The organism is Pseudomonas sp. Z4-20 (assembly GCF_051131955.1).
Classification (GTDB): Bacteria; Pseudomonadota; Gammaproteobacteria; order Pseudomonadales; family Pseudomonadaceae; genus Aquipseudomonas; species Aquipseudomonas marvdashtae.
The window spans coordinates 508,793-520,327 of record NZ_CP071641.1; the positions used below are offsets into that span (position 1 = coordinate 508,793).

General features: G+C 60.1%; 13 protein-coding genes. 8 read left to right on the forward strand and 5 right to left on the reverse strand.

The genetic code is table 11. The annotated features are described in order from the left end of the window. The first annotated feature begins 14 nt into the window (after window positions 1-14). The 3 genes from J3P82_RS02445 (at window position 15) to fdhA (ending at window position 2,983) form a co-directional block, all read left to right on the forward strand. Window positions 15-647, forward strand: a complete 633-nt coding sequence (locus tag J3P82_RS02445; protein WP_305498315.1) for a sarcosine oxidase subunit gamma — start codon at window positions 15-17, stop codon at window positions 645-647. Window positions 648-805: 158 nt separating this feature from the next. After that, window positions 806-1,663 carry a formyltetrahydrofolate deformylase gene (gene purU, locus J3P82_RS02450; RefSeq protein ID WP_134926133.1) on the forward strand — a complete coding sequence of 286 codons (858 nt, stop codon included), beginning with the start codon at window positions 806-808 and terminating at the stop codon, window positions 1,661-1,663. Between the two features lie 120 nt (window positions 1,664-1,783). Beyond that, the gene (gene fdhA, locus J3P82_RS02455; RefSeq protein ID WP_434560468.1) at window positions 1,784-2,983 is read left to right on the forward strand and encodes a formaldehyde dehydrogenase, glutathione-independent; all 1,200 of its coding nucleotides are present in this window, start codon (window positions 1,784-1,786) and stop codon (window positions 2,981-2,983) included. Window positions 2,984-3,079: 96 nt separating this feature from the next. Here fdhA and J3P82_RS02460 read toward each other — a convergent pair whose 3' ends face one another. From J3P82_RS02460 to J3P82_RS02470, 3 genes are all read right to left on the reverse strand, one after another. Beyond that, window positions 3,080-3,292 (reverse strand): cold-shock protein, encoded by a 213-nt coding sequence (locus J3P82_RS02460; RefSeq protein WP_434560470.1) that lies wholly within the window; start codon window positions 3,290-3,292, stop codon window positions 3,080-3,082. Between the two features lie 197 nt (window positions 3,293-3,489). Further along, the gene (locus J3P82_RS02465) at window positions 3,490-4,065 is read right to left on the reverse strand and encodes a hypothetical protein (protein WP_434560472.1); all 576 of its coding nucleotides are present in this window, start codon (window positions 4,063-4,065) and stop codon (window positions 3,490-3,492) included. An 87-nt stretch (window positions 4,066-4,152) separates the two neighbouring features. Beyond that, window positions 4,153-4,575, reverse strand: a complete 423-nt coding sequence (locus J3P82_RS02470; protein ID WP_434560474.1) for a DUF3757 domain-containing protein — start codon at window positions 4,573-4,575, stop codon at window positions 4,153-4,155. 306 nt (window positions 4,576-4,881) lie between these two features. On the opposite strand from J3P82_RS02470, the gene J3P82_RS02475 reads away from it, so the two are divergent. Then, window positions 4,882-5,451, forward strand: coding sequence for a DUF2780 domain-containing protein (locus J3P82_RS02475; protein ID WP_434560476.1), 570 nt, complete (start codon window positions 4,882-4,884; stop codon window positions 5,449-5,451). Here J3P82_RS02475 and J3P82_RS02480 read toward each other — a convergent pair whose 3' ends face one another. Then, entirely contained in the window at window positions 5,452-6,339 is an 888-nt protein-coding gene (locus J3P82_RS02480; protein ID WP_434560478.1) for an acyltransferase, read from the reverse strand. 191 nt (window positions 6,340-6,530) lie between these two features. Here J3P82_RS02480 and J3P82_RS02485 point away from each other — a divergent pair, with 191 nt between their 5' ends. The 4 genes from J3P82_RS02485 (at window position 6,531) to creD (ending at window position 10,697) form a co-directional block, all read left to right on the forward strand. Next, the gene (locus J3P82_RS02485; protein WP_186612881.1) at window positions 6,531-7,037 is read left to right on the forward strand and encodes an ATP-dependent zinc protease family protein; all 507 of its coding nucleotides are present in this window, start codon (window positions 6,531-6,533) and stop codon (window positions 7,035-7,037) included. A gap of 69 nt (window positions 7,038-7,106) precedes the next feature. Further along, a complete protein-coding gene (gene creB / locus J3P82_RS02490; protein WP_434560480.1) occupies window positions 7,107-7,787 on the forward strand; it encodes a two-component system response regulator CreB in 681 nt (226 codons plus the stop codon). Next, on the forward strand, window positions 7,787-9,205 hold the full coding sequence (gene creC, locus J3P82_RS02495; RefSeq protein WP_434560482.1) for a two-component system sensor histidine kinase CreC: 1,419 nt from the start codon (window positions 7,787-7,789) through the stop codon (window positions 9,203-9,205). Before creB ends, creC begins: the two co-directional genes overlap by 1 nt. Before the next feature lie 118 nt (window positions 9,206-9,323). Further along, window positions 9,324-10,697, forward strand: coding sequence for a cell envelope integrity protein CreD (creD, locus tag J3P82_RS02500; RefSeq protein ID WP_434560484.1), 1,374 nt, complete (start codon window positions 9,324-9,326; stop codon window positions 10,695-10,697). A gap of 181 nt (window positions 10,698-10,878) precedes the next feature. Here the strand turns inward: creD and J3P82_RS02505 are convergent, their stop codons facing one another. Beyond that, window positions 10,879-11,508: a glutathione S-transferase gene (locus J3P82_RS02505; RefSeq protein WP_434560486.1), complete on the reverse strand. Its 630-nt coding sequence runs from the start codon at window positions 11,506-11,508 to the stop codon at window positions 10,879-10,881. Between the last annotated feature and the right edge of the window lie 27 nt (window positions 11,509-11,535).

An 11,535-nucleotide genomic window follows, 5' to 3' on the forward strand; every position in this document is an offset into this window, starting at 1 on the left:
GACAGGTGCTCCATATGACCGCAGTCAACGTGTACCAACAACGCCCAACCACCGGGGCCAAGGCCGAGTCGTCGCTGCACCATGCCGACCTCGCAAGCCTGGTGGGCAAAGGCCGCAAGAACGCCGGTGTGACCGTGCGCGAGAAAAAACTCCTCGGCCACCTGACTATTCGTGGCGACGGCCACGACCCGGCGTTCGCCGCTGGTGTGCATAAAGCCCTGGGCCTGGAATTGCCAGGTGCGCTGGCCGTCATCGTCAAGGGTGAAACCAGCCTGCAATGGCTGGGCCCGGATGAGTGGCTGCTGGTGGTGCCGAGCGGTGAGGAATTCGCCGCCGAGAAGAACCTGCGTGAAGCCCTCGGCGACCTGCACATCCAGATCGTCAACGTCAGCGGCGGCCAGCAGATCCTCGAACTGTCCGGCCCGAACGTGCGCGACGTGCTGATGAAATCCACCAGCTACGATGTACACCCAAGCAACTTCCCGGTGGGCAAGGCCGTGGGCACGGTGTTCGCCAAGTCGCAACTGGTGATTCGCCACACCGCCGAAGACACCTGGGAACTGGTGATCCGCCGCAGCTTCTCCGATTACTGGTGGCTGTGGTTGCAGGATGCGGCGGCTGAGTATGGGTTGAGCGTGCAGGCTTGATTCTTGGCCTTGGAATGCTGTTGTGGCGAGGGAGCTTGCTCCCGCTGGGGCGCGTAGCGGCCCTCGCTTTTTGGCGGTTGCTACGCAACCGAGCGGGAGCAAGCTCCCTCGCCACGGGTTTTGTGTCGCTTCGTTAAATTCGAACAGGAGTCACCGCAATGAGCCGCGCCCCGGATACATGGATCTTGACTGCCGATTGCCCCAGCGTGCTCGGCACGGTGGACGCGGTGACCCGCTTTCTGTTCGAGCAGGGCTGCTATGTCACCGAACACCATTCCTTCGACGACCGGCTCTCGGCGCGTTTCTTCATTCGCGTGGAGTTTCGCCAGCCTGACGGTTTCGACGAGCAGAGCTTTCGTGCGGGATTAGCGGAGCGGGCGCAAGCCTTCGGCATGGTCTTCGAACTGACGCCGCCCAACTACCGGCCCAAAGTGGTGATCATGGTCTCCAAGGCCGATCACTGCCTCAACGACTTGCTCTACCGCCAGCGCATCGGCCAGTTGTCCATGGATGTGGTAGCCGTGGTATCCAACCATCCCGACCTCAAGCCGCTGGCCGACTGGCACCAGATTCCCTACTACCATTTCCCCTTGGACCCGAACGACAAGCCCTCCCAGGAGCGACAGGTGTGGCAGGTGATCGAAGACACCGGCGCCGAGCTGGTGATCCTTGCCCGCTACATGCAAGTGCTGTCGCCGGAGCTGTGCCGCAAGCTCGACGGCAAGGCGATCAACATTCATCACTCGTTGCTGCCGGGCTTCAAGGGCGCGAAGCCGTATCACCAGGCCTACAACAAAGGCGTGAAACTGGTGGGCGCTACGGCGCACTACATCAACAACGACCTGGACGAAGGTCCGATCATCGCCCAGGGCGTCGAAGTGGTGGACCACAGTCATTATCCCGAAGACCTGATCGCCAAGGGCCGGGACATCGAAGGGCTGACGTTGGCCCGGGCCGTGGGGTATCACATCGAGCGAAGAGTGTTCCTGAACGCCAATAGGACGGTGGTGCTTTAGCTTCAAGCTACAAGCTTCAAGCCGCAAGAAAAGGCGGTATGCGTGCTTCTTGCGGCTTGTAGCTTGTCGCTTGAAGCTAAATTCACTTTCTTTACAACAACAAATACAGAGGTGACTGACATGTCTGGTAATCGTGGTGTCGTGTATCTCGGCAACGGCAAGGTCGAAGTACAGAAAATCGACTATCCAAAAATGCAGGACCCGCGCGGCAGGAAGATCGAGCACGGCGTCATCCTGCGCGTGGTCTCCACCAACATCTGCGGCTCCGATCAACACATGGTGCGCGGTCGTACCACTGCCCAGACCGGCCTGGTCCTGGGCCACGAGATCACCGGTGAAGTGATCGAGAAGGGCAGCGACGTCGAGAACCTGAAAATCGGTGACCTGGTGTCGGTGCCGTTCAACGTGGCTTGCGGACGCTGCCGTTCCTGCAAGGAGCAACACACTGGTGTCTGCCTGACCGTCAACCCGGCCCGTGCCGGCGGTGCCTACGGTTACGTGGACATGGGCGACTGGACCGGCGGCCAGGCCGAATACGTGCTGGTGCCGTACGCCGATTTCAACTTGCTGAAACTGCCGGACCGCGACAAGGCCATGGAGAAAATCCGTGACCTGACCTGCCTGTCCGATATCCTGCCGACCGGCTACCACGGCGCCGTCACCGCCGGTGTTGGCCCTGGCAGCTCGGTCTACATCGCCGGTGCCGGCCCGGTTGGCCTGGCGGCCGCCGCTTCCGCGCGCCTGTTGGGCGCGGCGGTGGTGATCATCGGCGACGTCAACCCGGTTCGCCTGGCTCACGCCAAGGCCCAGGGTTTCGAAATTGCCGACCTGTCCACCGACACGCCGTTGCACGAACAGATCGCCGCATTGCTGGGCGAGCCGGAAGTGGACTGCGCCGTCGATGCGGTAGGCTTCGAAGCCCGCGGCCACGGCCACGACGGCGTCAAGCACGAAGCCCCGGCTACCGTGCTCAACTCGTTGATGGGCGTGGTCCGCGTCGCCGGCAAGATCGGCATCCCCGGCCTCTACGTCACCGAAGACCCGGGCGCTGTCGATGCAGCGGCCAAGATGGGCAGCCTGAGCATCCGCTTCGGCCTGGGCTGGGCCAAATCCCACAGCTTCCACACCGGCCAGACCCCGGTGATGAAGTACAACCGCCAACTGATGCAGGCGATCATGTGGGACCGTATCAACATTGCTGAAATCGTTGGCGTGCAAGTGATCAGCCTGGATGACGCGCCGAAGGGCTATGGCGAGTTCGATGCGGGCGTGCCGAAGAAGTTTGTGATTGACCCGCACAAATTGTTCAGTGCGGCGTAAGCAGTAGAAGGGCAAGACGGGGAAAGGGCGACTTCGGTCGCCTTTTTCCGCTGTGCTTGTTCCCTAGCTCCGATCTCGTGAACATGGAAGGGGTTTTTATTCCGGCATCACTCTCGAGGCTTGCATGCCTTTGTCCCCCTTCTCGGCTTCAAACGAAACGGTCTGCTTCTGTTTCAACGTTTTATAACCCTCGCCATCTATCGCCGAGTAATGAACGAACAACTCATCGCTTCCTTTGCCGCAAGTGATGAGGCCATAGCCCTTCGCATCGTTGAACCACTTCACGGTTCCTTTGACTCGGTCGCTCATTTTTTATTCTTCCTGCTTGCCCGAATGAAGAAAGGCACAGGGACTGTGGTTCGCCCAGAGCCTTGTTTTCGTTGTCACGGCTGAGCTTAGGGACCGTATGAACAGTTGCCTACTGTCAACGTTGACAGTAGGCAATACCGAGAGGAAATAACGGTTTGCGCGTTGATAGTCGGATGACTGGCGCCGCAGTCATGCGGCTACTGCTGGGCAGTTGCGGTCCCGACCCGTTCGCAGAACTCAGGGTAGAAACCTTTGGCGCTAGGGCCTTGGCAATAGGCTTGCGCCTGGACCAGGGCGTCACCGCTGGATTTCAGGCTGCGGGGCATGCCGGCAAAGGTTTCGTAGCCGCCTTGTTGAGTCTTGATGGCGTCAAACCCCGGCATGTCATAGACCAGTTCCACATCATCATCGGCAAGGATCCGCGCCTTGACCGTCACTTGCGTGTACTGCTTGCCCCCCGGCGCATTGTTGAGCGCCGCCAGGCCGTGGCCGACAACCCGCAGCATGTGTGCAACCCAGGGCTCGCAGTCATCCGCGCAAGCGCCCGGACGGTAAAGTACGGTCAGCGTATGCTGGTCCCGGGTCACGTCTGTCAGGGTCGGGTCGGAGCGTTTGATGCGGTGTTCGATGGTCAGCCAGGCCTTTTGCTCTTCGCTGATGTTGTCCGCTAGCTCGGGGTTCAAGGGCCCACGCTGGCATTCGTTGACGCCCAGGACGATGAGCATGCCTGTCAGGATGACGGCAAGGGTGGCTCCGCCGATTTTTACGTTCATGGACAAACTCTGTTGGGAGACACGGCACTGTACGGTAAAGGAGTCTTGAAGGGCAGGGGCGAAAGGTTGGGCGCTCGATGAGTTACGCTACTCAAAGTTGACTTGGAAATAATCCGCGTTAATTAACTCGCAGCTATGGACGTCCGGGCTTTCACAGCGGTTGTTTGCCCATGGCGAGAATGACGGAACCTGCATCTGGATATCCTTCAGGATTAAATTTATCTCGCCGTATTTGCAGGTAAAGGTAGTACGTGCGATGAGTGGTTGATCGTCGTTTTCGTGGACGACGTACTCGGCTCCGTTGAATAACAATAAAGCAGGATTGACTACATTCACCAGGCTTTGGCTTTGCCAGTCGAGGTCGTTCGGTTCATCGACAAAGAAGACATCTTCTAATGCCTCAATATTTCGCTGTATATCGGCGACGGCAGGGCATGTTATTTGGTCGGCGTAAACTTGGCTGGTCATTCCAACTAATAATCCTGCGCCCAGCGCCCATTTATTTAACATCTACGCGCCTCCTGGCTCGGTCATGCTCGATATTTACAGCTCTGTCCGGGCCGGACCACTGTCGGAGTAGACAGTCCTTTATGTCAATTCTGAATTATGTGGGGATATTTATCGGTGCGCTGTTATAGCGAAGAATATTAAGCGGGAGAGCTGAAATTTCAGATATGGTTGTAGGGCGATTCTTAACTTGATGTGGGAATAGATATAAACGCCACGACGGAACAATCGCTATTTGCCTCAGTCCAACGCCGTGCTTTTGCGCCGCTTCTTACGAAGCGGCTTTTTCGCGGTGATCGAGGATGTCGCATGAAAGTTTCAAGCGGTTTTGTACTGTCCTGCCTGCTGTCATTGGCAGCCAGCCCGGCGTTCGCGCAGTTCAACCTGGGTGACGCGGCCAACGTCTTGTCCGCCATGCAAAGCGACGAGCAGGAGGGTGCCGTGGCCGCTGCGCCGAAAGCCGCCGGGTTGCTTAACACCTTGGGCTCGGAGCTGAAGATCACACCGGAACAGGCCGTGGGCGGCGCCGGGGCGATGTTGGGGCTGGCAAAGAATCGGCTCAGCGAGCCGCAGTTTTCCGAACTGAGCAAAAGCGTGCCGGGCCTGGATCAGATCGCCGGCAACAGCGCCATCGGCGGGCTCAACGGCCTGGGCGGTTTGCTCGGCGGCGGATCGGACAAGAGCGCCTTGCTCGACGGCCTGCTGGGTAACGTCAAGGACACCGGCGACCTGAACAATGCCTTCAGCGCGCTGGGCATGGACAGCGGCATGATTGGCCAATTTGCCCCGATCATCCTGCAATACCTCGGCCAACAGGGCGTGGCCAGCTCGCTGCTGCAAAACCTCGGCGGTATCTGGGGCACTGGCGCTGGTATCTGATCAGTTGCGTTCGTTGCGCAACGCGGCGATGCGCCGGTCCTTTTCGGCCCAGAGTTGGTTGACCCATTGCTGGACGAATTGGCGAAACACCGGGTCGTTTTCGTAGTCGCCCTGCCACAGCGCAGGATCCAGCTCGCGGGTCTGGATGTCGATGATGACCTTTGGCACGGCGCCGCTGATCAAATCCCAAAACCCAGGTATCCGCTGTTGCGGATACACCACCGTCACGTCCAGCACCGCGTCCAGTTGTTCGCCCATTGCCGCCAGCACGAACGCCACGCCACCGGCCTTGGGCTTGAGCAGGTGGGCGAAGGGCGACTGTTGCTGTTGGCTTTTGGCGGCCGTGAAGCGGGTGCCTTCGAGGTAGTTGACCACGGTGACCGGTTGGCGCTTGAACAGCTCACAGGCTTGCCGGGTGATTTCCAGGTCTTTGCCGGCCATCTCCGGGTTCTTTGCCAGGAACGCCTTGGTGTAGCGCTTCATGAACGGGTAATCCAACGCCCACCAGGCCAGTCCCAGGAACGGCACCCAGATCAGCTCCTTTTTCAGGAAGAACTTGAAGAACGGCGTGCGTCGGTTGAGGGCCTGGACCAGGGCAGGAATGTCCACCCACGACTGGTGATTGCTGATCACCAGGTAAGAAGTGTCGCCGCGCAAGCCTCCACCGCCGCGGATGTCCCATTGAGTGGCAATGCACAGGGCAAAGATCAGCTTGTCGATTTCGGCCCAGGTCTCGGCGATCCACATCACTGCCCACGAGGCATAGTCGCGAAAGCGTCCGGGCAGGATCAGCTTGAGCAATGCAAACACCATGAGCGGCCCGAACAGCACCAGGGTGTTGAGCAACAGCAACAGGATGACGAAACAGCCGGTGAGCAGGCGGCGCATAAATGACTCTTGCAAACGGTTGGGCGGGCCATGATAAGCAAGCTTCGGGCGGCAGGCCAAATTGGCTCGGACGCAAGTTTCACTTCGGCTTGGTTAGACTGGGCTGTCTCCCTCGCCCACAGGTGTGCGATCAACCGAACGAATTCGTCGGCCACGGTCTAAAATCCCACTCCCACAACGGAAGCTCTTACATGAAATCCATGCTAGCCCTGCTTTCCCTGGTGGCCCTTCCCGTGCTCGCCGCCGAGCCCACCCTGTACGGGCGCTACGAATACATCGCGCTACCGGAAATCGGCGGCGAAGTGCTCAAGGCCAAGATGGACACCGGTGCGTTGACCGCCTCGCTGTCGGCCAAGGACATCGAGACATTTACCCGGGATGGCGATGACTGGGTGCGGTTTCGCCTGGCGACCAAGGACGCGAGCAACAAAATCTACGAGCACAAGGTCGCGCGCATCAGCAAGATCAAGACCCGTTCCGAAGAGGACGAGGACGACGATGAAAAAATCGCACCCAGCAAACGTCCGGTGGTGGAACTGGAAATGTGCCTGGGCAACGTCAAGCGCACCGTCGAGGTCAATTTGACTGACCGCAGCAGCTTCAACTACCCGCTGCTGATCGGCGCCAAAGCCCTGCGCGAATTCAAAGCGGCGGTCAACCCGGCGCGGCGGTTTACCGCGGATAAACCCAACTGTTGATTTCCCCGATTGACGTGCTCCTGGGCTTGGGGCACCGTTCCGGCAACTTTACTGTCGGGCTCGGACGCCATGCCTCATATTCTGATTGTCGAAGACGAAGCTGCTATCGCCGATACGCTGGTGTTTGCCCTGCAGGGCGAGGGCTTCGACACCACTTGGTTGAGCCTTGGCGCAGCGGCCCTTGAGCACCAGAAAAACACCCCGGCGGACCTGATTATTCTCGACGTGGGCCTGCCGGATATTAGCGGTTTCGAGACGTGTAAAAATCTCAGACGTTTCAGCGACGTTCCGGTAATTTTTCTTACGGCTCGGGATGGCGAGATCGACCGGGTGGTGGGATTGGAGATCGGCGCCGATGATTACGTGGTCAAGCCCTTCAGTCCTCGTGAAGTGGCCGCCAGGGTCCGTGCCATCCTCAAGCGAGTGGCGCCAAGGCCTGTCGCGGAAACGGGTTCGGCATTGTTCCAGGTGGACAACGATCGAGTGCAAATCAGCTATCGCGGCAAACCGTTGAACCTCACTCGCCATGAGTTTCGCCTGTTGCACTGCCTGTTGGAGCAACCCGAACGGGTCTTCAGCCGCGAACAGTTGCTCGATGCCCTGGGCGTGGCCAGCGATGCCGGCTACGAGCGCAGTATCGACAGCCACATCAAGAGCCTGCGCGCCAAGTTGCGCCTGGTCCGGGCCGAGGCCGAGCCGATCCAGACCCACCGGGGCCTGGGCTACAGCTACAGCCCGGGACACAGCTGATGCCGCTGGGCATTCGGATTTTCCTGGCCTACGTGCTGTTTATCGGCTTGGCCGGTTACTTCGTACTCAACACGGTGATGGAGGAAATCCGCCCCGGCGTGCGCCAGTCAACCGAAGAGACGCTGGTGGACACGGCCAACCTGATGGCCGAGATCCTGCGGGACGACTTCAAGGCTGGGACGCTCAGCCAGAATCGCTGGCCGCAATTGCTCAAATCCTACGGTGAGCGCCAGCCGGCGGCGACGATCTGGGGGCTGCCAAAAAACCAGGTCAGCCATCGTATCTACGTCACTGATGCCGACGGCATTGTGGTGCTCGATTCTAGCGGTGTAGCGGTGGGCCAGGATTATTCACGCTGGAATGACGTCTACCTGACCCTGCGCGGCCACTACGGCGCCCGTTCGACGCGCAGTGATCCGGATGATCCGGCGTCCTCGGTGATGCACGTCGGGGCACCGATCCGCGACAACGGCCGGATCATCGGCGTGGTCACCGTCGCCAAGCCTAACAGTTCGCTGCAACCTTATATCGATCGCACGGAACGGCGTCTGCTGCTCTATGGCGCCGGGCTGATCGGCCTGGGCCTGTTGCTGGGCGCGGCGTTGTCGTGGTGGCTCAGCGCGGCACTTCGCCGTTTGACGAGCTACGCCCAGGCGGTCAGCCAAGGACGTCGGGTGGAGGTGCCGCATTATCGCGGCGGTGAGTTCGAGCAACTGGCGGGCGCCGTTGAACACATGCGCACCCAACTCGAAGGCAAGGCTTACGTCGAGCGTTATGTCCACACCTTGACCCACGAACTCAAGAGCCCGCTGGCCGCAATTCGCGGCGCCGCCGAGCTGCTCCAGAGCGACATGCCCGCGGCCCAGCACCAACGTTTTGTCAGCAATATCGACAGCGAAAGCGTGCGCATGCAGCAATTGATCGAACGCCTGCTGAACCTGGCCCAAGTCGAGCAGCGCCAGGGGCTAGAGGACATCGTCGAGGTGCCGTTGGCGGCGCTCGTGGATGAGCTGCTCGAAGCCCGCGGTGGCTGGATCGAAAACCGTCAGTTGCGCATAGAGCGGCACATAGCCGCCGACCTGACGCTGACTGGGGAAGCGTTCTTGTTGCGTCAGGCCTTGGGCAACTTGCTGGAAAATGCCTTGGACTTCACCCCGGTCGAAGGGCTGTTGCGCATCAGCGCCGAGCGCCTCGGCAAGCGCGTCGAGCTCCGGTTGTTCAATCAGGCCGAGCCGATTCCCGACTACGCGCTGCCGCGCCTGAGCGAACGGTTCTATTCCTTGCCGCGCCCAGGTACCGGTCGCAAGAGCACAGGGCTGGGCTTGAACTTCGTCGAGGAAGTGGTGCAGTTGCACGGTGGCGAATTCGCCATCGGCAATGTCGAGGGTGGAGTTGAGGTGGTGCTCCGTTTGCCCTGAACCCACAGGCTTCACGTTGATCAGGTGAATGCAGTCTCCACACAATTTCCACATTCCCCTCATAAACTTTCCACAAGGCGCCGCCAGACTCTCCCCAATTGAACAGGGAGAGCCCTACATGAACCGCAGTCTCGCCATAAAACTGGGCATGATCGCCCTATTGATTCTTTTGCTGATGATCCCGCTGTTGATGATCAACGGCCTGATTGACGAGCGTCAGGAGCTGCGTGATGGAGTGCTGCAGGACATCGCCCGCAGCTCCAGCCACAGCCAGCAGTTGATCGGGCCGATGATCGTGGTGCCGTTTCGCAAGGACGTGAAAGTCTGGAACACCAATGAGAAGACCGGCGTGCGGTTCCTGGAAACCGTCGAGCAAACGGGTGAGATGTATTTTCTGCCGGAGCAATTCGAACTCGACGGCCAGATCCGCACCGAAACCCGGGCCCGGGGTATCTACGAAGCGCGATTATTCCATGCCGACAATCGGATCGATGGGCGCTTCAAAGTGCCGGAACGCTATGGCATCGCCCCGAAGGATTTTGCCGACTATCGCTTCGACGAGCCGTACCTGAGTGTCGGGATCAGCGACATCCGCGGCATCGAGAATGCGTTGACCCTGACGCTGAACCAGCAGGCGGTGGACTTCCTTCCCGGCTCGCGGCTCGGCTGGCTAGGGCAGGGCGTCCATGTGCCGCTGCCGATGATCACCGCCCAGGGCAGCCCTGAGTTGACGTTCGGTTTCGACCTGCGCCTGCAAGGCACCGGCGAGTTGCAAATCCTGCCGGTGGGCAAGTCCACCAAGGTTCATCTAGCCGCCGACTGGCCGCACCCCAGCTTCATCGGCAACTATTTGCCGGTCAAACGCGAAATCAATGAGCAGGGTTTCAGCGCTGATTGGCAGACCTCGTTCTTCTCCACCAACCTCTTGGAAACACTGCAAGCCTGTGACCCAAGCGACGGCTGCGAGGCGTTCCGCAGCCGGGCCTTTGGCGTGAGTTTCGTCGACCCGGTGGATCAGTATCTGAAAAGCGACCGGGCGATCAAATATGCGCTGCTGTTCATCGCGCTTACCTTCGCCGGGTTCTTCCTCTTCGAAGTGCTCAAGAGCCTGGCGGTGCATCCTGTCCAGTACGCGTTGGTCGGTGTGGCGCTGGCATTCTTCTACCTGTTGCTGCTGTCGCTGTCGGAACACATCGGCTTCACCTTGGCGTACCTTGTATCGGCCAGTGCTTGCGTGGTGCTGATCGGGTTCTATGTCTGCCATGTGTTGCGCAGCGTGAGTCACGGCCTGGGTTTTTCGGCGGGCCTGGCGGGGTTGTACGGTTTGCTCTACGGCCTGCTGAGCGCTGAGGACTATGCGCTGTTGATGGGCTCGCTGCTGCTGTTCGGCCTGCTCGGGGTGTTCATGGTGCTGACGCGCAAGCTGGACTGGTACGGGGTCGGGGCGAAGCCCGCAGCTGCGATGAGCTTCGATCTGGGGGAGATGAAATGAGCCGGTCGTTGGGTTTGCGGGACGATCAGCGTGAGGGGATGAGGTTGGTGGCGCTGATTACCGGTTTGTTTGCGGCTCAACCGTGTTGGCCGGTTCACGAGCAATCCCGCTCCCACAAGCAACAGGCAAGACACGCGGGAAGGGGCTTGCTCGCAAAAAGGCCTGTAGAGCCGAGGCAGATTTAAACCTTGGGCACCGTTTCGATCATCGAAGGCCGCAAACTGACTTCGGCAAACCACTGCGCCAGCTGGGGATTGGCCTTGCGCCACTCAAGGTCCGGGTGGCGCAAGTCCAGGTAACCCACGGCGCACGCCACGCTGATGGAGGCGACGTCGAAATGGCTGGCCAGTTCGGCAATCGCTTCGGCTTCAAGGGTGGCCACGGCGCGGCGAATCTTGTCGCGTTGCGCGTCGAGCCATTCGTCCCAATGTTTTTCCGCGGGGCGCAGCGCGGTTTCGTAACGGATCATCACCGCTGCATCCATGATCCCGTCGGCCAGCGAGGCCAGGGTCAGGCGCCGCCAGCGGGCCGCGCCATCCCGGGGAATCAATGGGTTGCCGACGTGCTGGTGGTCGAGGTAGTCGAGGATGACGCGGCTGTCGTGGATCACGTTCCCGTTGGCCAGGCGCAAGGCCGGGATCTTGCTCAGCGGGTTGTCGCCGATCAGCGCTCGGTCGGGCTTGACCGGCGTGAGTTGGCTGAGCTGCAAGGCCACGCGGTCCTGCTGGCCGGTTTCGTGCAGCAGCACCAGGACCTTGCGGACGAAGGGCGAAGCAGGGTTATGGAACAGGGTCATGCTGGGGGTGGACATGCAGACATCCTCGGTTGACGGGCTAGG